Raw genomic sequence first — 20,300 nt, forward strand, 5'->3', positions numbered from 1 at the left:
CTTGTCAGGCTCCGGTTCTCGTCTTGGCTGTTTCGGGATCTGTGAGGGCCACGCGCTCGCCGGTGCGGATCACCGCCGGATCGTAGGCCTTTCGGGCGAAGACCTCGAGCACGAAGGGCCGGAAGAACTCGACCGGCAGCGTCTCGTAGTCGGGATCGAAGCTCGACTGGTCCCAGCGCTCGCAGAACTGGTCGCAGTCATCGAAATAGAGGTGGCCGGCGAAGCGGTCCCGGGCATGCCGATTGCCGCCCAGGTGATGCGCATAATAGAGGCGCTGGAAGTCGCCATGCTTTTGCACCACCCAGGTGCATTGCTCGCGCACGAAGGGTTTCAGGATCGCAGCCGCATATTCGTCGTGGTTGTAGGGCGCGTAGATGTCGCCGATGTCGTGAAGTAGCGCTGAGACGATCCAGTCGGTGTCGGCGCCGTCGCGCCAGGCGCGCGTCGCCGCCTGCAGCGAATGGCCGAGCCGGGTGATCTTGTAGCCGGAAAGACCCTCATCCAGCTGTACGAGCGCGTCGAGCAGCCGGTCGCCGGTCTTGGCGGCGTAGTCGATCTCATGGGCGGTCAGGAATTCATAGTCTTCCTTGTCGCCGTCCTTCATCGCAGTGAACTTGACGGTATCAGCCATGGCCAGCGCCCGCCTTACGCCGCGGCCGCGATCGGTGCCCGCTTGGTCAGGTTGAGCTTCTTGCGCACTTCCTCAGGCCCCAGGATACGCGCGCCGAGATTGGTGACAATGCTGGCCGCGCGCTCGACCAGCTGCGCGTTTGTCGCCAGCACGCCCTTGTCGAGCCACAGATTGTCTTCCAGGCCGACGCGGACATTGCCGCCGGCAAGCACGGCCGCCGCCGCATAGGCCATCTGGTTGCGGCCGATCGAGAAGGCCGACCAGTTCCAGGTCGAGGGCACGTTGTTGACCATGGCCATGAAAGTGTTGAGGTCGTCCGGCGCGCCCCATGGCACGCCCATGCAGAGCTGCACCAGCGCGTCCGGGTCGAGCACCTTTTCCTCGACCAGCTGCTTGGCGAACCACAGATGTCCAGTATCGAAGGCCTCGATCTCCGGCTTCACGCCCAGCGCCGTCATCATGCCGCCCATGGCGCGCAGCATGCCCGGCGTGTTGGTCATGACATAGTCGGCCTCGGCGAAGTTCATCGTGCCGCAATCCAGCGTGCAGATCTCCGGCAGGCACTGGCGCACATGCTCCATGCGGTTGGTGGCGCCGCCCATGTCGGTGCCCTTCTCGTTGAGCGGCAAAGGCGCTTCCGGCGAGCCGAACACCATGTCGCCACCCATGCCGGCGGTGAGGTTCAGCACCACGTCGACGTTCGCTTCGCGGATGCGCTCGGTCACCTCGCGATAGAGATGCACGTCGCGCCTCGGCTTGCCGGTCTCGGGGTCGCGCACATGGCAATGGACGATCGCCGCACCCGCCTTGGCGGCGTCGATCGCCGAATCGGCGATCTGCTTGGGCGAACGCGGCACATGCGGGCTGCGGTCCTGCGTGCCGCCGGAGCCGGTCACGGCACAGGTAATGAAGACCTCGCGGTTCATCGCAAGCGGCATCTTGATCCTCCCAGATTCGATCGGCCATGCATGCCCCCCAGAAGCGGGAGCCGATAGCGGCACGGCATGCACGGCAATTCACCAAGAATGCCCGACTTGCCGGAAACTGTTTTGCGTTTTACGAAGCTCTCATGATCAAAAGCGAAAAGCCGACCATCTTTCGATCCGAGCGCGAGAGGCTCAAGGTTACGCTCCTCGTGTTCTCGGGGTCCTCGATCATGTGCGTGGCCTCGGCTGTCGACCCGCTGCGCGCAGCAAACCGCATCTCAGGCGAGACGCTGTTCGATTTCAAGCTGGTCTCGGTCACCGGCGAGGCGCCGGTGACGACATGCGGCCTCCCCGTGGCCGTCAGCGGCCAATTCGACGCGGCCGAGGCCACCGACATGCTGGTTGTCGTCGCCGGCTTCGGCACGCAGAACTACGCCACCTCGGCATTGCTCGCGGGTCTGCGCAGGGCAGCGCGCGCTGCACGCGCTTGCGGTGGCGTCGAGGCCGGCACCTGGCTGGTGGCGCGCGCCGGCCTGCTCGAGGGCCGCAGCGCCACCACGCATTGGGAAGACATGGAGGATTTCTCGACCGCCTTTCCAGGCGTGGATGTGCGGCCGGACCGCTATGTCATCGACGGGCCGGTCTTCACCTCCGGCGGCGCCTCGCCGACCTTCGACCTGATGCTGCATCTCATTCGCACCCGGCTCGGCATGGCCGCCGCGCTCGATGTGGCGAGCGTCTTCATCTACGACCAGGCGCGCGCCGCGACCGACGCGCAGCCGCTGGTCTCGCTCGGCCGGCTCGACGGCTACGATCCGCGGCTTGCGCAGGCAATCCGGCTGATGGAAGCGCATGTCGACCAGCCGCTCACCATTGACGCCGTGGCAAAACGCGCCGGCGTCACGGCAAGAACGCTGGAAAGCATTTTTCGCAAGTCGATCGGCGAGACGCCCGGCGCCTATTATCTGAGGCTGCGCCTCAGCGCCGCCCGGCGGCTCGTGGTCGATACGCGCATCGCCATGGCCGACATTGCCGGGCGTACGGGCTTTTCCTCCGCCGCAGCATTTTCCAGGGCATTTTCAAGAGCTTTCGGCGAGGCGCCGGTCAGGCTGCGGCGCGGTTGAGAATCCAGTCTGTTGCGGCGGCGAGGTCATCGACCACTGCCGTCGGAGCCGGATCGTATCGCGTCTCGTCCTTGGGTCGGTACTTGCCGGTTCGCACGAGCAGCGCCGCGCCGAGCCCGGCGCTGAGCGCGCCGGCGACATCGCTCTCCGCGTCGTCGCCGACCATGACCGCATCGGCGGCCGGGCAGTTCAAATCGGCAAGCGCCGAATGGAAGAAATCCGCCGACGGCTTGCCGAGCACGACGGGGCTTCGGCCACTGGCGAATTCGAGGGCCGCAACGAAGGCGCCGGCGTCGAGGCTGAGCTGGCCGTCCGCATCCTTGAAGGTGCGGTTGGTGGCCAAAGCCACAAAATCGGCGCCGGCGGATAACGCGCGGAAAGCACGGTTGAGACTGGCGTAGCCGAACGCCTCGCCGGCATCGCCCACGACAACCGCCTTGCCGCTTCCTCCCTCCAGGCCCGAAAACTCTGCTTCGAGATCGGGATGGATGAGCAGATGCGGCTCGCGGCCATGCCTGCGCAACCATTCGATCGCAGCGCGCGCCGGCGTCAGCAATTCTTCATCCGCAACTTCGATGCCCATGGCGGCAAGTTGCGCGACGATCTTGCTGCGCGGCGAGCGTGTCGTGTTGCTGACAAAGCGGAGCGGCAGGCCGGCCTTGCGCAAACGCCCGACCGCGGTCACAGCTCCTGCGATCGGGGTATCGCCATCATAGACGACACCCACAAGGTCAAGCAGCACCGCGCGTATCATCGGTGCAGGATGGAGAAGCCACCTCTTTTCGTCAAATCACGGGAATTGTCAGGCGGCGTCGCGGCCCTCGCCGACGATGCGCGTGCGCATGCTCTTGGCCAGCGCCGTTTCCAACCGCGCGGCGACCGCGCGGTCCCATTCATTTGTCTTGCGACCGCCCTCTTTCGAATGGGGCAAGGCCATCAGCCGGTCGATGATCGATCCGGTTTCACCGGACGAAAGCAGGGCGTCGATCTCGCGTTCGTGCTGCATATCGGTTCGCCTCCTTCTTCTTCACCCGCCACAGGAGCCACGTTTATACGAGTTCCGTGACGGCTGTTTGAAGGCAAGAGCGGGGCGATTGAGGGGCGGCTCGGGGCAAAACCTTGTCGTGAAATTCTGCCCCGCGCGAATGCTATACGCTCGGCATTCCGCCTGAGCGATCAGACGTAGCGGTTGACGATGTTCTCCAGCAGTTCCTGCCGGCCGGAGCGCGGCTGCGGCTCGATCTTCTCCTTCACCACGCGCTCGGCGATCTCCTCCAGCGTGCGCCCGCCCGAAAGCATCGCCTTGCCTTCGGCGGTGTTCCAGCCGGCATAGCGCTCGGCGAGCGGGCCGGACAGCGCCTTGTCCTCGATCATCTTTGCCGCCGCCTTGAGGCCGCGTGCGCAGGCATCCATGCCGCCGATATGGCCGATCAGGAGGTCGTCCGGCTCGAGCGACTGGCGCCTGAGCTTGGCGTCGAAATTGGTGCCGCCGGTCTTGAAGCCGCCGCCTTGCAGGACCTGATAATAGGCCAGCGCCATTTCCGGCACGTTGTTGGGGAACTGGTCGGTGTCCCAGCCCGACTGGTAGTCGTTGCGGTTCATGTCGATCGAACCGAAGATTCCCAGCGCATTCGCCAAAGCCAGCTCATGCTCGAAGGAATGGCCGGCCAGGATCGCGTGGCCCTGCTCGATGTTGAGCTTTACTTCCTTCTCCAGCCCGAAGCGCTTGAGGAAGCCGTAGACGGTCGCGACGTCGTAGTCGTACTGGTGCTTTGTCGGCTCCTGCGGCTTCGGCTCGATCAGGATCGTGCCCGTGTAACCGATCTTGTGCTTGTAATCGACGACGAGGTTGAGGAAGCGGCCGGCCTGCTCCTGCTCGCGGGCAAGGTCGGTGTTGAGCAGTGTCTCATAGCCCTCGCGGCCGCCCCACAGCACATAGTTCTCGCCCTTGAGCTTCTTGGTAACGTCGATGCAGCTCTTCACCGTCGCCGCCGCATAGGCGAACACATCCGGATCGGGATTGGTGGCCGCGCCGGACATGAAGCGGCGATGCGAGAAGAGGTTCGCCGTGCCCCAGAGCAGCTTGACGCCGGTCTGTTTCATCTTGTCGGCGAAATAGTCGGTGATCTCGTCGAGGCGCGCGGCACTCTCCGAAAAATCCTTGCCTTCCGGGCGCACGTCTGCGTCGTGGAAGCAGAAATAGGGCGCGCCAAGCAGCGAGAACATCTCGAAGGCGACGTCGGCCTTGAGCTTGGCCAGTTCCATCGTGTCGACGCCGCCCGGCTTGGCAAACCAGGGTCGGTCGAAGGTCTGGCCGCCGAATGGGTCGCCGCCCGGCCATGCGAAGGAATGCCAGTAGGCGACGGCGAAGCGCAGATGGTCTTCCAGCCGCTTGCCGGCCACCACCTCGTCGGGATCGTAGAATCGGTAGGCCAGCGGATTGGTCGAATCCGGCCCTTCATATTTGATTGTCTTGATGTCGCCGAAAAATCCGCTGCTCATGGTTTCCTTCCTCTCCGAGATGGTTTCCCGATTACCTCAGGCGTAATTGGTTTCACTCTTTTGCCGGGCGAAAAGCGTCATGTCGAAACGATCCAACGAAGGAACATGACTATGACCGACCTCAACACGATCGCCCGCAACTACATCGCCGCCTGGAACGAGATCGATGCGCAGCGCCGCAAGGCGCTGCTCGACGCGGCTTTCACCAGCGACGTCAGCTATCGCGACCCGATCATGCAAGGCGATGGCCATGACGGCATCGCCGCGCTGATCGACGGCGTGCAACAGCGCTTCGTCGGCTTCCGCTTCTCGCTGAAGGGTGAGCCGGACGGTTTCGCCGACCGCATCCGCTTCTCGTGGAATCTTGGGCCGGAAGGCACGGAATCCGTCATCGAGGGCACCGATATTGGCGTCATCGAGAATGGTCGCCTGAAGAGTGTCACCGGGTTCTTGGATAAGGTGCCGGCGCAGTGAGGCTAACCGAGGAGGTGGGATGTGAGGCCCCCTCCTCTGGCCTGCCGGCCATCTCCCCCTCAAGGGGGGAGATTGGCAGCTTCGAGGCCTCGCCTCTCCTTGCAACGCCGGCGATTGGCGAAAGCCGGCGTGACATCCAATCTCCCCCCTTGCGGGGGAGATGCCCGGCAGGGCAGAGAGGGGGGCCTCGCGCATAGTCACGCAGTTATCGCCCTTATCGCCGGGTAGAGCGCCCGATACCTCTGATAGGCATCAGCAAAAGCACCGCCAAGCCCTGCATCCGGCTCGATCGTCGCATCCGTGGCCGGCGCCGTGCACACAGCCAGCGGATCAGCCCCCGTCGCGGCGATCAACCCCAACCTTGCCGCGCCGAAAGCGGCGCCGAAATCGCCGTCGGCCGGAATATCGACCGGAACCTGCAGCGCCGTGGCGATCGCCTTCAGCCAATAGCGCGAGCGCGAGCCGCCGCCGATCGCGGTCACCCGGCTCAGCGTGGTGCCGGCCGTCTTCAGCGCCTCGAGACTGTCGCGGAAGGCGAAGGCGACGCCCTCGAGCACCGCCTGCGTCAGCACGGCCCGGCTCGATTGATGCGCCAGCCCGATGAACGAGCCGCGGATGGCGGAATCATTGTGCGGCGTGCGCTCGCCCGAGAGATAGGGCAGGAAGGTAACGCCCGTCGGTGCCTTCAGCTTGTCGCCGAGTTCGCCGGTCAGGTCGCCGGCGCTCTTTGCCGTGATCTCCGACAGCCAGTTGAGCGAATCGGTGGCCGAAAGGATCACGCCCATCTGGTGCCAGGTGTCGGGCAGCGCATGGCAGAATGTGTGGACCGCGCTTTCCGGATTGGGCAGATAGGAGGCGTTCGCCGCAAACAGCACGCCCGACGTGCCGAGCGACACGAAGGCATGCCCGGCGCCGACCGTGCCCATGCCGCAGGCCGAGGCCGCGTTGTCGCCGGCGCCGCCGGCGATTGGGACGCCCGCCGCGATACCCCATTTCGAAGCGAGCTCGTTCCGCAAGGCGCCGGCCTTGGCAGTGCCTTCGACCAGCGAGGGCATGTGCTTTTCGTCGAGCGATGTCGCCGCCAGCAATTCGGGTGCCCAGCGGCGCTTGCCGACATCGAGCCACGAGGTGCCGGCCGAATCCGACATTTCCGAAATATGCTCGCCGGTCAGCCAGAGCCGCAGGTAATCCTTTGGCAGCAGCACTTTCGCCACCTTGGCAAAAATTGCCGGCTCGTTGTTCTTTACCCAGGCAAGCTTCGGCGCGGTGAAGCCCGGGAAGACGATGTTGCCGGTGAGCTTGCGGAAGCGCGGATCGGCATCGAGCGCGGCCGCCTCGACATGGCTGCGCGTGTCGTTCCACAGGATGCACGGGCGCAGCACCTTGTCCGAGGCATCGAGCAGGGTGGCGCCATGCATCTGGCCGGAAAGGCCGATGCCTTTGACCGCGGCAAGCTCCTTCGGGTGCGAAGCCTTGAGCTCGGCAATCGCCGTCTCGCAGGCTTCGATCCAATGCGCTGGATCCTGCTCCGACCAACCCGGATGCGGCCGCGAAACGTCGAGCGAGCCATGGCCGGAGCCGATGACCTTCTGGCTGTCGTCGATCAGCAGCGCCTTGACGCCCGAAGTGCCCAGGTCGAGGCCGAGATACATGATTTCCTCCCACTGCCGTTAATTTTTTCGGATCCCGAAAAAATCTGGCTTGGCCAGTTTTTAGGACAAGATCCGCTCCGGGTCAATTCTCTGACAAATCGGCGGCGCGACGCGAGAACAGCGCCGACAGCGGGCTGTCGGGCCGGGCGAGCCGCCGTTCGGCCGTCAGCGCCCGCGCGAGCGCCGTATCGCCGGCGCGCAACGCGGCCTCGATCAGCGTCAGGTCGATCACGTCGCGCTGCGCATGGCTGCCGCCGAAACGATGCGCGATCGAGCGGATCGGCCGGATCAGGCGCACGGCCTCGTCATATTTGCCTTCGCCGAAGGCCTTGATCGCAAGCGTCAGCGGATGGCCGACATCGCGCGTGAAGGCGGCGTTGTCATCCTCGCCGCGCATCGCTTCGCGTTGCGCCTCGAGCAGCGTCTTGGCCGGCGCCTCCAGGCCTGCGCCGACAAAGGCCATCATCGCATGCGCGTCGTTGAAGGCATAATTGCCGGCGGCGGCTTTTGGCATCCAGTTGCCGGCGAGCGCCGCCCAGCGGTCGCCGACATCGACGCCGCCCAGAGCGAGGCGCCACAGGATCGCCGAGGCATCGACCATGTTGAGCGCCAATGTCGAGCGGTCGCCATAGATCGGCCCGTCATAGAGCTTGAGCACCTCGTCGGTTTCGCCGAGATCATAATGGAACAGCGCCAGGTGCCACCAATTGTGGATCTGGAGAAAACTCTCCTTGGTCCATGCATCTGGATTGGCGCGCATCCAGGCGATGCCGTCTCGTTGCCGGCTTTGCATTTCCATGACATGCGCGACCGCATGCTGCGCCCAGCCGTCGCGCGGTTCGATCTCGATGGCTTCTCGGCCCAGGGATTCGGCACGGGCGTAATCGCCCATTTCCTCCAGCCCGAAGGCCTGCATGCCGAGAATGGCGTGGTAGCCCGGCATGTCTTTCTGCCAGGCCGGCAGCGCCCGGCCGATGCGGTCGCGCAGCATGCGCGCATTGCCGGTGAAGAAATCGATCTGATGCCCGACCTGCAGCGCCAGCGCATCGCGCGGAGTGTCGATCGCGATGTCTTCGAGGATGCGCGCGGCTTCATGCCAGCGGCCATCGGCTAGATGCCCAAGCGCCGCAACATGCGCCCGTTCGCGCGTGGTGCCGGCGAGCGGCAGCGCCGCCATGTAGCATGATCGCGCGACGGCCATTGCGTCCCGCTCGGTGGCGAGGCCGAACAGATAGCCCTTGAAAACATGCGCCATGACGAAGGCCGGATCATCGTCGATGGCGCGGTCGATGGAGCCGACCGGGTCGCCGATGAAGCATTGCAATTCATGCACGGCGCGGGCGTAGGACGAAAACCCGGCTTCGGTCGCACCGGAATAGGTAAGACCGAACGTGTCCTTCATAGCGTCAGTTGGCCGACCGCATCGCCACCGTGGCAATGCCGGCGCCGACCAGCAGCGAGCCGCCAGTGCGGTTGAAGATGCGGATCGCCTTCGGGTTGCGAACGATTGCCCGGGCCCTGGATGCGACCAGCGCGTAGCCGAAGGCGTTTGCGAAGGCCAAAGTCAGGAAGGTCGTCTCGAAGATCAGCATCTGCGTCCAGAAGTCGACATGCCGGTCGAGGAATTGCGGCAGGAAGGCGACGAAGAAGGTGATGCTCTTCGGGTTCAGCGCCGTCACCAGCCAGGCATGCGCCATCATCCTTACTGCCGAGACCGCGTCGGTGCGGGGTTCCGCCTTCAGCGCGCCGCCGGCGCGGAACAGTTTTATGCCGAGATAGATGAGATAGCCGGCGCCGATCACCTTGAGCATGGTGAACACCGTTGCCGAAGCCGCGAGCAGCGCGCCGATGCCGAGCATCGACAGCGTCATGGCAGTGAAGTCGCCCAGCGCCACGCCCACTGCCATCGGCAACGCGGTGCGCCAGCCTTGCCCAAGCGCATAGGAGACGACCAGGAGGATCGTCGGGCCAGGAATGATGAGAAGAATGGAAGAGGCGGCGGCGAAGGCAGCCCAGTTTTCGAAGGACATTTCCCTGCTCCTTGAGCGCAAAGAAAAGGATAAATCCTGGGGCCGGCGAGAATGTAAAGGGGCCGTCCGAAAAATCTTCAGCGCCCAGACCGGCGGCTCATCTACCGCCATAACGATCCGTTAGGGTTAAGCCCGGCACGGGCTCTTTCACCCTTTTTCAACGATGAATGGCGAAAATGCCTGCGATCCGGCCACTCCCGCCGGCAGCGTAGGGTTTGTGCATGCGCGAGTTGCCGCAACGTCTGACGTCGCCTTCCAACGGCGCCGCAATCGATACCGAAATTCAGCTTTCCCGCCGCGCCGTGCTTTCCGGCGCGGGCGCCATGGCGCTGCTCGGCCTTGCCGGCTGCAGCACCACCGACACGCTCGACCTGCCGCAAATGCAGCTCGACAACACCGTCACCGGTTCCGTGCCTCCCATGCGTCCGGCGATCAGCGTCGACAAGAACATCACCGGCCCGGACGTCATGTATGCCTCGCTCACCGACGGCGGCTTCCAGGTGCCGGAGGTGCCGTGGCAGAAGGTCAAGCCGCAGTTCCGCCGCCAGATCGTCGTCGACAAGACCGGCGAGGCGCCCGGCACCATCGTCGTCCACTTGCAGGAGCGCATGCTCTATCTCGTCCAGCCGGGCGGCGATGCCATCCGCTACGGCGTCGGCATCGGCAAGGACGGCTTCCGCTGGTCGGGCCGCGCCAACATCCAGTACGGCCGCGAGTGGCCGGTGTGGACGCCGCCGCCGGAAATGATCCAGCGCAAGCCCGAACTGGTGAAATGGCAAGGCGGCCAGCCCGGCGGCCTCACCAATCCGCTGGGCGCCCGGGCGCTCTACATCTACCAGAACGGCAAGGACACCGGCTACCGCATCCACGGCTCGCCCGAATGGTGGAGCATCGGCCAGGCGATGTCGTCGGGCTGCGTGCGCCTCATCAACCAGGACATCATCGACCTCTACAGCCGCGTTTCCAAGAAGAACCCGGTCGTCGTGGTCTGATCTTTCCAGGCGACTTGTCTGGCCGCCATTTCGAGATCCTGTTTCTTCCGTTGCGCGATGTCGCAAGACAGGCCAAGGTGCTTGCAAACCTTCGCTTTGGGAGAGAAAAAACATGTCTGGAACCTTCGTCATCGCGCAGGGCGGCGGCCCGACCGCCGTCATCAACCAGACGGTCGTCGGCGCCACGCTGGAAATCCGCAAGCGTCATCCAGGCGCCAAGGTGTTGGGCTCGCTCCATGGCGTGCGCGGCATCCGCGACGGCAATTATGTCGATCTCTCCGCCATCCCCGAGGACAGGCTGCGGCTGATTGCCGGCACGCCGAGCGCGGCCCTCGGCTCGACCCGCGATAAGCCGGACGCTGCCTATTGCGAGGTCATCCTCAACGGCCTGAAAAAGGCCGGCGCCGACGCCTTCATCTATATTGGCGGCAACGACACGTCGGGCACGCAGCAGATCCTGACCGATGCCGCCGGCGGCTCGATCGCCTTCGTGCATGCGCCGAAGACCATCGACAACGACCTTGAGGAGAACGACCACACGCCGGGCTTCATCTCGGCGGCCGAATTCGTCGCCGGCGCCTTCCTCTCCGTCGACCTCGATTTCCGCGCGCTGCCCGGCATCTATGTCGGCATCGTCATGGGCCGGCATGCCGGCTTCCTCACCGCCGCCGCGGCCGCCTGGCAGCTCGATCCCGACAGCGGCCCGCATCTGATTTATGTGCCGGAGCGTGCCTTCTCGGCGAAGCGCTTCATCGAGGAGGTGCGCGAAAAGCTGGACCGCCACAAGCGCTGCATCGTCGCCGTCTCGGAAGGCGTCAGCACCGCCGACGGCAAGGCTCTCATCGAAAGCCTGGTGCCGCCGGACAAGCTCGAGCGCGACCAGCATGGCAACGTCAAACTGTCGGGCAGCGACCTGCCGGCGGCGCTCGAACGGGCCCTGGCCGAAGGCCTGCCGGGCAAACGCGCGCGGGTCGACGCGCTGGGCTACATGCCGCGCGGTTATGTCGGCGCGATCAGCGCCGTGGACGCCAAGGAAGCCTTCGACGCCGGCGCTTTCGCGGTTGCTGTCGCAGGCGAAGGCGGCGGCTCGGTCGCGCTGCAATATGACGGGTCGAAGACGGTGTTGAAGAAGGTGCCGCTGAAGGCGGTGGCCGGCAAGACCCGCCACATGCCCGACGATTTCATGAAGCCGGACGCCAATCAGCTTTCGGAAGCCGGCATGGCCTACCTGAAGCGGCTGGTGCCGGAAAAATACAAGGTCGGGAAGCCGTTCATCTGATGGGCGGCGGCTCGATGCCCGAGCTTGAGGTTGGCGACTGGTTCGGCAAGGCGAAAGTCGATGCCGGCACGACGATGCTGACCGAGCCTTTCGTGCATGATTTCGTGCGCGCCAATATGTGGCATTTGAAGGGCCGCGAGGCGGATCTGCTGGTCGACACAGGCATGGGTATCCGCCCGCTGGCGCCTGAGATCGACACGCCGCCCGGCAAGCCGCTCATCGTCGTCGCCACGCACATCCATCTCGACCATGTCGGCTCGCTGCATGAATTCCCGCTGCGCCTAGGCCCGAAGATGAGCGCGCCGCGGTTCGACGCCATGGATGATGCCGTCACCTACGCTTACATGTTCCACAATCTCGACGGCGCCGTCTCGAAACTGCCGGCGCCGGACTGGAAGGCGGCCGATTACCGGATTCCCTCAGCACCGCTGACGCGTGCGCTCGACGAAGGCGACATCGTCGATCTCGGCGACCGCAAATTCCGTGTGCTGCATCTGCCTGGACACTCGCCGGATTCGATCGCGCTTTTCGACGAGGCCGATGGCCTCTTCCTCGCCGGCGATGCCATCTATGACGGCATGCTGATCGACGATCTGCCGGATTCGGACCGCACGGCCTATTGCCGCACCATGCGGCGCCTGCTCGACCTGCCGATCCGCATCGGCCATGGCGGCCATGGCCCGAGTTTTACCGGCCAGCGAATGCGTGAGATCGCCTCCGCTTATCTGCGTCGGAGAGAGCGGTTCGTAAGCGCTCTCTGAATTAAATCTTCGTAAGGTCATCCAAAGGCCCTGATTCAGGCCATTCCGCACCCTAAATCCTGATTGTCGATCCGGCCGGCTGCCATGCAAGGCGAGGCAGGCAATCCCGGTCGCCGACACGCCAACGGATGCGTGCTTCGAGACACATCCGGGGCGCCGGATCAACCTCTCGCCCGGACAGAAACGACCATGTCACCCATGAACATTCTTCGCAGACATCGCGTCGCGGCCCTGTTGGGCGCTGCGCTGATCATTTCTCCCGTTATCGGTTCCTTTGCCGAGAGCACGAACAACGCCGGATTGAGCAACGCCGTCGCCACCACGCAAACTCCCGCCGCCGGCGTTACCGCGCCTAACGGCTCCTTCGCTCCCATCGTTGCCACCACAAAGCCGGCAGTCGTAACAGTCACGACAATGATGAAGGGCCAGCCGGACGCCATGAGCGAGGGTTCGCCCTTCGACGGCAACTCGCCTTTCGACGACTATTTCCGGCAATTCTTCGGCGACCAGGGCATGCCGATGCCCAAGACGCCCCCTCAGCGGGCACCACGTAGCGAGGCGCTCGGCTCCGGCTTCATCGTCAGCGCGGATGGCACAATCGTAACCAACAACCACGTCATCGACGGCGCCACCTCGATCAAGGTGACGCTCGACGACGGCACCGAGCTTCCGGCAAAGCTTGTCGGCCATGATGCGAAGCATGACCTGGCTGTGCTCAAGATCAAGGCAGACAAGCCGTTGCCGACCGTCAAGTGGGGCGATTCCAGCAAGCTGATGACCGGCGACCAGGTGCTGGCGATCGGCAACCCATTCGGCATCGGCACCACGGTTACCGCCGGCATCGTCTCGGCGCGCGGCCGCGATCTCCATAGCGGGCCGTTCGACGACTTCATCCAGATCGACGCGCCCATCAACCACGGCAATTCCGGCGGCCCGCTGGTCGACATCCGTGGCAATGTGATCGGCATCAACACCGCCATCTACTCGCCCAATGGCGGCAGCGTCGGCGTAGGCTTCGCCATCCCGTCGGACCAGGCCCAGAAAGTTGTCGCCAAGCTGATGAAGGGCGGCGACATCGAGTACGGCTACCTCGGCGTCCAGATCCAGCCGGTCACCCCGGATGTTGCCGGCGCCATTGGCCTCGATCATCCTGCCGGAGCCTTGGTCTCGTCGGTCACGCCGGGCTCGCCTGCGGCCAAGGCGGGCATTGAAGTCGGGGATGTGATCACCGGCTTTGGCGGCCAGGAGATCAAGGATCCGAAGGACCTGTCGCGCGCCGTCGCAGATGTTCCGCCCGGCAACAAGGAAACGGTCGATATCTGGCGAAAGGGCAAGGCGGTTCAGGTCTCCGCCGACGTCGGCCGCAACACCGACGAGGTGCAGACCGCCTCGAATGGCGAAGGCGGCAAGCCGTCGGCGGGCCAGGGCGTGCCGTCGCTCGGCCTCGGGCTGACCGATATCACTCCCGACATCCGGCAGGAGCTCAACCTCGCCGACAACCAGCACGGCGCCGTGATTGAGCGTGTCAATCCGGACAAAGCGGCTTCGGCAGCGGGCCTCCAGCCGGGGGACGTGATCGTCGGCGTCGACCAGACGCCCGTAAAGAACGCCAGACAGGCGAACCAGGCGATCGCCGAGGCAGCCAAGTCGGGCAAGAAGTCGGTGCTGCTGCTTGTCGATCGCGGCGACCAGCAGATCTTCGTCGCGGTCCCGTTCGCGGCCGGCTGACGACGTCGTGGCGACCTGCCGGTTGCAAGGCGGGTCGCCAAGATTTCTGTTGCCCCGGAAGGCGTCTTCGAGAACACTCCCCGCGATCGACCAAATCCGGCGCAAGGGATGTTCGATGGTTACGCGTGGCTTCTTTTCCGGACGGCGTCCTCCTTCCGACACCGACACGCGCATCCCGCCGGGCCAGTATCTGGAGCAGGGTTTCCCGGTTCTGTCGGCGGGGCCGGCGCCGCGGGTCCGCACCGAGGACTGGTCCTTCACCTTGAAGCAGGGGCCAAAGCCGATCAAGAAATGGAATTGGGCCGAATTCAACGCCCTGCCGCAAAGCAAGATGACGCGCGACATCCATTGCGTGACGGCCTGGACCAAGTTCAACACGCCCTGGCAAGGTGTGATGATCGACGACATCCTCGCCGATGCCGGCATCGAGCCACCGACGGCTTACACGCTGGCGCTGTCCTTTGACGGCTATTCCACCAATGTGCCGACCAAGGACCTCGTCACCGGCAAGGCGATGGTGGCGCTGCTCTACGAAGGTAAGCCGATCACGCCCGACCATGGCGGGCCGGCCCGGCTTCTGGTGCCGCATCTCTATTTCTGGAAATCGGCCAAATGGGTGAACGGGCTGCAGTTCACCGAGCGCGACGAGCCGGGCTTCTGGGAGCTGCGCGGCTATCATATGTATGGCGACCCTTGGCGCGAGCAGCGCTATTCCAGTGACCCGTGAGGGGCTATTTGTGAGCAGCAATCGATGAGTGCCGAGCCGTCGCCGCAATCGCCCTGGCAGGCAGCCACGATCACCCGCATCCAAAAGCGCACGCCGCGCGTCACCAGCTTCTGGTTCCAGCCGACGCGGCCCTTCGCCCATCTGGCCGGGCAGCATGTCGACATCAGGCTGACGGCGCCGGACGGCTATCAGGCGCGCCGCTCCTATTCTATTGCCTCGGCGCCGGGTGGCGGCATCGAGCTCGCGATCGAGCGGCTCGACGACGGCGAGGTCTCGCCCTTCTTCCACGACGTGGCTGCCGTCGGCGACGAGATCGAGCTGCGCGGGCCGCTGGGGGGCCATTTCATCTGGGAGGAGAGCGACGGCGGGCCGATCCTTCTGGTAGGCGGCGGCTCGGGCGTCGTGCCGCTGATGGCGATGGTGCGCCATCGCACGCTGCGCAACACGGCGGTACCCGTTGTGCTGGTGTTCTCGGCGCGAGTCTGGGAGGAGGTGATTTTTCGCGACGAGCTGATCGGTCTCGACGATCGCCGCGTTGGTTTCGATCTGGTGCTGACGCTGACCCGCGAGCCGGCGAGGCGGCCGCCCGACTATTCCCGGCGCGTCGACGCCCGCATGATGGTGCAGGCCGTCGAGCGCCTGCCGAAGGCACCGAGGCTCGCCTATGTCTGCGGCTCGAACGCCTTCGTCTCGGCCGCCGCTGATGCCCTGATTGGCGCCGGCGTTCCGGCGGGGATTATCCGCACCGAGCGCTATGGAGTTTGACAGAAGCCCGTTGAAATTCGACCGAAAGGTAATACCTTACTTACAATTGGTATTACTGAGGAGCGAAGATGGCCACCACCGTTACGTCAAAAGGACAGGTCACCATTCCAAAACCGGTCCGCGATCTGTTGGGGATCGTCCCGGGAAGCAGGGTCGATTTCCGGCGCGCCGCCGATGGGAGCGTAGTGCTTGCTCGTGTCGACAGAAAGCAAACGGCGAGCCGCTTCGCCAAGTTGCGCGGCCATGCCGGCGAGGGGCTTACGACCGACGCGATCATGGCGCTGACGCGTGGTGAAGCGTGACGCTCATCGACACCAACGTCCTGCTTGACCTTGTTACTGACGATCCAAACTGGGCAGATTGGTCGGTTGCTCAGCTTGAGGCGGCGAGCCTCACCGGACCATTGTTGATCAACGATGCGGTCTATGCCGAGCTCGCCGTACGCTATGCCCGCATCGAGGATCTTGACGCTTTTCTCGATGCGGCCGGTCTTGAAATGGCTCCCATGCCGAGGGCCGCTCTTTTCCTTGCCGGAAAGGTATTTACACAGTACCACCGGTCAGGAGGACAAAAGACTGGTGTTTTGCCGGACTTCTTCATTGGTGCGCACGCTGCGGTCGGCCGTCTTCCACTTCTGACCCGCGATATCGGCCGATATCGAACCTATTTCCCCTCCCTGAAGCTGATTACCCCAGGCTCTTGAGCCGTCCCGGACTGTTGCGCTGATGTCAGCCGGTCGGAGAGAATTTCGCCGAAACGAGCTGGAAAGGCAGCGCGCCGTAGCTGGCGACGGCCTGCTCGTTGTCCCAGACGCGAAACTGGCGTGACGGCCGAGCCTCCAGCACCAGGGCCCGTCCTGTCCCCTCAAGCTTCACCTTGCCGCGAAAGCGCAGCATCCGCTCCCCGCCGGAACGACTGATCGACATCGAGCGCAGCCGGGCCACGTGCCGGTCGCCCGCATTGATCTCCATCTCGATGCGTCGCCTGACCGGCGGGACGACGATGCGAACGATGAGATCGAGCATCACCTCGCTGGCCTCGCCCTGCGGTCCGTCCAGGGGTTGCGAGAGCACAAATGCCGCAGGCTCGCCTATGGCCTTGGTCGTCACGGACTTGCCGCGCCACACGATGTCGGGCTCGGTCTGCTTCAGCCGGCCCTTCTTGCGCTGCAGGCGCAGCTGCTTTGCAAATCCCCGCGACAGCCAGATCAGCGCGCCGAAATCGGTGCGCGGCTTGGCCTGCAGAACCGACGACAGCCGCGCCGCGCCGCGCCGGTCAGCCATGTCCACCACCTTGGCCAGCACGGCCTCCGGCACAGCGATGCCGATCTCCAGCGCAAGATAGGAAAGCGCCACCGCCGCGGCGACGGCGAGACTGCGCCTGGCGATGATATCGAGGAATATGGTCCAGTCGACAGTGCCGCCCTCGATGGCCACGGTGCAATCGACCAGCCAGTCGCTATGCGTATGTGCGTCGAGGCCGCCATGCGCGATGGCGAGCGCGATGCGGTCGGCGGCCGAGGGGACGACTACGCTGACATCGCTGAATTTGGCGGCAATCGCGCGGCGCCAGATGGCGAGGTCGTCCTCGGTGTTCTGCTGCGACCCGTCATAGGCAAGCTGATGCAGGTCGATGTCGCCGTAATTGCCCTTGAAGAAATTCATCGAGCGCAGCGATCCCAGCCGTGCGCGCAGATATTGCGGGGAAACACCGCTGGCGATCTGCCAGCCGCGGTCGCGCAACACATCAAAGGCCGGCTGCATATCGCCCGGCCGCACCAGTATATCGATGTCATGCGCCACGCGCCCGCGCTGCGCGGCGGCATCGAGTGCGATGCGGCTGGCGCCCTTGATCAGCATCACCGTGCAGCCGGCATCGACCATCGCCTTCAGTGCGGGCTCGGCCTCGCGCATGGCCATGCGCGACTTGGTCCACAGCATCTTCTGCAGGCCGACCAGGCGCGGATAAGCGGCGTTGCCGGCAAGCTTGCGTCCGAACCTGTCGGAAATCGCGGCAAGCAACCGGTGTTCCCGGAAGGAGACGTGGTCGATGTCGTTCTCGTTCAGCCAGCCGGCGGCGCAAAGGCGCGCCGCCTCTTCGTCGGGCAGAAGTGCTGCCTTGAGCAACTGGTCGAGCGAGCCGGTCGGCCAGGACCAGCCATAGTCTGGAAAACGCCTGCCGATGCGACGGTTCTTCGCCATCAGCTGGAGCTGGCTTTGCTTTGCGCCCGTCGCAGCATGGCCAGGCGTGCCACTTCCAGGTAACCGCGGTCGCGTGCCGCGTCGCGCCCATAGGACAGGCTCCCCGGCCTGATGCGCCGCAGCGCCAGGACATCAGGCATCATGTCGAGGACAAAACCGCTTTCCCGCGCGCGGGCGATCCAGTCGATCATCTCGCCGCGGCCGCCCGGCGGATCGACCATCGGGCCGACGCTCTCCGCGGTCTCCCGGCGCATCAGCATCGTTGAGCGCGACCAGCCGGGGGTTGCGGTCGGGGCCATCGCGTCGGGCTCTCCGTCGCGGAAGGCGCGCATATGGGTGAAGACCCCGGATACGCCGGGAAGCCGTTCGAGATGGGCAAGCTGCGCCGCGATCTTTCCAGGCAGCCAAAGGTCGTCGGCATCGAGCGTGGCGACGAAGGGCGTCGACAGCGCGGCGATGCCGCGGGTGGTCGCGCTGCCGGGTCCGGCATTGTCCTGGCGCAAAAGCCTGAGCGGCAGGTCGATGCCGCCGATCGCGCCGGCGAGATCGTCGGTCGAGCCGTCGTCGACCACCACGACCAGTTCGGGCCGCAACGTCTGCGCCGCCACCGAGCGCAGCGTCTCCGCGATCGTGGCGCTGGCGTTGTAGGCCGGAATGACGACGCCGTATGCGCTCATCACATGAACTGCCAGTCCGCGAGTTTCTTCAGTTCGAAGATGCCTTCGATCGGCTTGAGCGAAGGGTTGGCCCTGCGCCGCTTCATCGACTTGTAGATCGCGCGCATGAACTCGCGCGACTGGACATCTTGCTGCCTTGTCATGTTGCCGGCGTGCCGCCGGTAATAAAGCGCCAGCGTGTCCGGAAGCGCGCATCGGGGGCCGACCTCGAAGCTGCGCAGCAGGAAGTCCGTATCCTCGGCCTGGACGAAGTCCTCGTCGAAAGCGCCGATCCGGTCGACCAGACGGCGCGAGAAGATCGCCGCCGAGAGATGGATGCCGCGAACCGTGATGCGGTCGCTGTCGCGGGTCGGCTCCAGCGTCTCGTCGTCGATCCTGTCGACAAGCATCATCCTGGAATAGGTGAGCTCGAGAGAGGGATCGCGCCTGAAAAGGTCCAGATCCGCCGCGAAGCGCCCGGCTGGCGAGATGTCGTCCGAATCGAGAAAAGACACCAGTTCCGTCTCCGGCTTGAGCCGGCTGAGCCCGCTGTTGCGCGCCCGGGTCACGCCCATGTTTTCCTGCCGAAACAGCCGGATGCAAGATGCTTCGTCCATCATCGCGCGCACCGCTTGGGCCGAACCGTCGGTCGAGCCGTCATCGATGACGATGATGTCGAGATCGGCGGCGTCGCGCTGCCTGATGAGCGAACGCAATGCCGCAACGACATAGCGCTCGCGGTTGTAGACAGGCATGATCACGCTCAACTTCACCGGGCGCTCCGGACAAGGAAATCCGCAATCGTAGCGGCGATTTCTCCTGGGCGTGACCCAAGTGAAATCCGGTAGCATGGCAGTAGCCGGGTCAGATCGCTGAAGAAGCGAAAACCGCTTTCGCGTTCGCCAGGCATCTGGGCGATGCCGGACGGCGCCAGCGCGATGATGGCATCCTTGCGCGAAATCGGTGCGATCGAACTTGTCTTTCCGCCGCTGACATGTGGCACCAGCAACGCGCAAATGTCCAGACTCTCACCTACTGGCCGGGGCGCGATCTCGTGAATGTGGAAGGCATGCTTGCCTTGCCAGTTGAGCGGGCGGCCGGTTCCCAGCCGCCTTTCCAGCCCGAGCCGGGCGAAACCCGGCGGATCCTGCTTCAGGATCGAAAACAGCGGTCGCGCCGTCACGCCGCCGGAAAGGTCGATCAGCACGTAATCGTCGCCGACGCTGTCCAGCCCGTTGAGCAGTCCTGCTACGACGGTTCCGGATTTTCCCGCACCCCCGGCGCCTGCCAGCAGCACGCCCCTGCCGTCGAGGCCCAGCGTGCCGGCATGGGCAAGGCGCATGCCGCGCGCGGCGTATTCCCAGTGCAGGAAGGCGCGCAGCGGCGACCCCTGCTCCCAAGGCGGAAACGCGTCGGGAGACCGCATCAACTGGACGCCGATCCGTCGGGCGGGATCGTAGACCTGCCAGAAATCCAGATCGTGGTAATGATGGCCGCGCAGCCCTGCCTCGGCAAGTTTCCGGGCAAAGCCGTGCTCGGTGAAATGCGCATCGCCCCAGCTTGCCGGTTCCGGCATGTCGCCGATGCCTGGATGGCCGATGAAGATACGGCATTGGCGGGAGTCCCGCGGATCGCCTTCGGCTTCGATGAAGGCCTGGCCAAGGGCATCAGCGAGCGCGCCGGGATCGAGATGCGCGATCAATTCCAGCCCTGGCAGGCGGACAGCACGCCGGACCGGAAACTGCACCGCCGCGCCTTCGGCAGCGGCGATGAGAAAGCGGGCATAGTCCGGCAGGGTCTCGAGCGTCACATGTGGCATGGTCTGTTCCGGCCGCCCTGACCCTTCGCCGGT

At 64.7% G+C, this 20,300-nt stretch carries 22 protein-coding genes; 10 read left to right on the plus strand and 12 right to left on the minus strand.

The genetic code is table 11. The features are described 5' to 3' along the window. Positions 1–4 precede the first annotated feature (4 nt). A complete protein-coding gene (locus LB552_RS21755; RefSeq protein WP_224610149.1) occupies positions 5–631 on the minus strand; it encodes an HD domain-containing protein in 627 nt (208 codons plus the stop codon). A gap of 14 nt (positions 632–645) precedes the next feature. Continuing rightward, the gene (locus LB552_RS21760; protein ID WP_224531736.1) at positions 646–1,569 is read right to left on the minus strand and encodes a 3-keto-5-aminohexanoate cleavage protein; all 924 of its coding nucleotides are present in this window, start codon (positions 1,567–1,569) and stop codon (positions 646–648) included. A gap of 131 nt (positions 1,570–1,700) precedes the next feature. Here LB552_RS21760 and LB552_RS21765 point away from each other — a divergent pair, with 131 nt between their 5' ends. Next, positions 1,701–2,681, plus strand: a complete 981-nt coding sequence (locus LB552_RS21765) for a GlxA family transcriptional regulator (protein ID WP_224610151.1) — start codon at positions 1,701–1,703, stop codon at positions 2,679–2,681. Here the strand turns inward: LB552_RS21765 and LB552_RS21770 are convergent. From LB552_RS21770 to xylA, 3 genes are all read right to left on the minus strand, one after another. Continuing rightward, positions 2,662–3,423, minus strand: a complete 762-nt coding sequence (locus LB552_RS21770) for a TIGR01458 family HAD-type hydrolase (RefSeq protein WP_318011965.1) — start codon at positions 3,421–3,423, stop codon at positions 2,662–2,664. The two genes, LB552_RS21765 and LB552_RS21770, sit on opposite strands and share 20 nt — an antisense overlap. 60 nt (positions 3,424–3,483) lie before the next feature. After that, positions 3,484–3,687 carry a hypothetical protein gene (locus LB552_RS21775; RefSeq protein ID WP_224531740.1) on the minus strand — a complete coding sequence of 68 codons (204 nt, stop codon included), beginning with the start codon at positions 3,685–3,687 and terminating at the stop codon, positions 3,484–3,486. 170 nt (positions 3,688–3,857) lie between these two features. After that, entirely contained in the window at positions 3,858–5,183 is a 1,326-nt protein-coding gene (gene xylA, locus LB552_RS21780; protein WP_224610153.1) for a xylose isomerase, read from the minus strand. A gap of 111 nt (positions 5,184–5,294) precedes the next feature. Here xylA and LB552_RS21785 point away from each other — a divergent pair, with 111 nt between their 5' ends. Continuing rightward, on the plus strand, positions 5,295–5,657 hold the full coding sequence (locus LB552_RS21785) for a nuclear transport factor 2 family protein (RefSeq protein ID WP_224610155.1): 363 nt from the start codon (positions 5,295–5,297) through the stop codon (positions 5,655–5,657). 197 nt (positions 5,658–5,854) lie between these two features. Here LB552_RS21785 and xylB read toward each other — a convergent pair whose 3' ends face one another. The 3 genes from xylB to LB552_RS21800 all read right to left on the minus strand — a co-directional run bounded on the left by xylB (position 5,855) and on the right by LB552_RS21800 (position 9,339). Continuing rightward, complete coding sequence (gene xylB, locus LB552_RS21790) at positions 5,855–7,309, minus strand: xylulokinase (RefSeq protein WP_224610157.1); 1,455 nt, start codon at positions 7,307–7,309, stop codon at positions 5,855–5,857. An 82-nt stretch (positions 7,310–7,391) separates the two neighbouring features. Beyond that, the gene (locus tag LB552_RS21795; RefSeq protein WP_224610159.1) at positions 7,392–8,711 is read right to left on the minus strand and encodes a tetratricopeptide repeat protein; all 1,320 of its coding nucleotides are present in this window, start codon (positions 8,709–8,711) and stop codon (positions 7,392–7,394) included. A 4-nt stretch (positions 8,712–8,715) separates the two neighbouring features. After that, complete coding sequence (locus LB552_RS21800; protein WP_224610161.1) at positions 8,716–9,339, minus strand: LysE family translocator; 624 nt, start codon at positions 9,337–9,339, stop codon at positions 8,716–8,718. 323 nt (positions 9,340–9,662) lie between these two features. Here LB552_RS21800 and LB552_RS21805 point away from each other — a divergent pair, with 323 nt between their 5' ends. The 8 genes from LB552_RS21805 to LB552_RS21840 all read left to right on the plus strand — a co-directional run bounded on the left by LB552_RS21805 (position 9,663) and on the right by LB552_RS21840 (position 16,294). Then, positions 9,663–10,331 carry a L,D-transpeptidase gene (locus LB552_RS21805; RefSeq protein ID WP_224610225.1) on the plus strand — a complete coding sequence of 223 codons (669 nt, stop codon included), beginning with the start codon at positions 9,663–9,665 and terminating at the stop codon, positions 10,329–10,331. Between the two features lie 112 nt (positions 10,332–10,443). Further along, the gene (locus LB552_RS21810; RefSeq protein WP_224610163.1) at positions 10,444–11,610 is read left to right on the plus strand and encodes a diphosphate--fructose-6-phosphate 1-phosphotransferase; all 1,167 of its coding nucleotides are present in this window, start codon (positions 10,444–10,446) and stop codon (positions 11,608–11,610) included. Between the two features lie 14 nt (positions 11,611–11,624). Further along, positions 11,625–12,371 (plus strand): MBL fold metallo-hydrolase, encoded by a 747-nt coding sequence (locus LB552_RS21815; RefSeq protein ID WP_224610165.1) that lies wholly within the window; start codon positions 11,625–11,627, stop codon positions 12,369–12,371. A gap of 189 nt (positions 12,372–12,560) precedes the next feature. Next, positions 12,561–14,099, plus strand: a complete 1,539-nt coding sequence (locus LB552_RS21820; RefSeq protein WP_224610166.1) for a DegQ family serine endoprotease — start codon at positions 12,561–12,563, stop codon at positions 14,097–14,099. 115 nt (positions 14,100–14,214) lie between these two features. Continuing rightward, positions 14,215–14,826 carry a sulfite oxidase-like oxidoreductase gene (locus LB552_RS21825; RefSeq protein ID WP_224610168.1) on the plus strand — a complete coding sequence of 204 codons (612 nt, stop codon included), beginning with the start codon at positions 14,215–14,217 and terminating at the stop codon, positions 14,824–14,826. Between the two features lie 24 nt (positions 14,827–14,850). After that, positions 14,851–15,591: a ferredoxin reductase gene (locus LB552_RS21830; RefSeq protein WP_224610169.1), complete on the plus strand. Its 741-nt coding sequence runs from the start codon at positions 14,851–14,853 to the stop codon at positions 15,589–15,591. Positions 15,592–15,659: 68 nt separating this feature from the next. Beyond that, the gene (locus LB552_RS21835) at positions 15,660–15,893 is read left to right on the plus strand and encodes an AbrB/MazE/SpoVT family DNA-binding domain-containing protein (RefSeq protein WP_095768178.1); all 234 of its coding nucleotides are present in this window, start codon (positions 15,660–15,662) and stop codon (positions 15,891–15,893) included. Then, positions 15,890–16,294, plus strand: coding sequence for a type II toxin-antitoxin system VapC family toxin (locus LB552_RS21840; RefSeq protein WP_224610172.1), 405 nt, complete (start codon positions 15,890–15,892; stop codon positions 16,292–16,294). Before LB552_RS21835 ends, LB552_RS21840 begins: the two co-directional genes overlap by 4 nt. Before the next feature lie 25 nt (positions 16,295–16,319). On the opposite strand, the gene LB552_RS21845 is transcribed toward LB552_RS21840, so the two are convergent. Genes LB552_RS21845 through LB552_RS21860 form a run of 4 tightly spaced genes read right to left on the minus strand, consistent with a single transcriptional unit; the run spans position 16,320 to position 20,267 of the window. Next, on the minus strand, positions 16,320–17,792 hold the full coding sequence (locus LB552_RS21845) for a nucleotidyltransferase family protein (protein WP_224604324.1): 1,473 nt from the start codon (positions 17,790–17,792) through the stop codon (positions 16,320–16,322). Then, entirely contained in the window at positions 17,792–18,469 is a 678-nt protein-coding gene (locus tag LB552_RS21850; protein ID WP_224604322.1) for a glycosyltransferase family 2 protein, read from the minus strand. Before LB552_RS21850 ends, LB552_RS21845 begins: the two co-directional genes overlap by 1 nt. Further along, positions 18,469–19,221, minus strand: coding sequence for a glycosyltransferase family 2 protein (locus tag LB552_RS21855; protein WP_224604320.1), 753 nt, complete (start codon positions 19,219–19,221; stop codon positions 18,469–18,471). Before LB552_RS21855 ends, LB552_RS21850 begins: the two co-directional genes overlap by 1 nt. Beyond that, positions 19,218–20,267, minus strand: a complete 1,050-nt coding sequence (locus LB552_RS21860; RefSeq protein ID WP_224610175.1) for a serine kinase — start codon at positions 20,265–20,267, stop codon at positions 19,218–19,220. The genes LB552_RS21855 and LB552_RS21860 overlap by 4 nt, the downstream gene beginning before the upstream one ends. Between the last annotated feature and the right edge of the window lie 33 nt (positions 20,268–20,300).

Source organism: Mesorhizobium sp. CA7 (assembly GCF_020165015.1).
Lineage (GTDB): Bacteria > Pseudomonadota > Alphaproteobacteria > Rhizobiales > Rhizobiaceae > Mesorhizobium.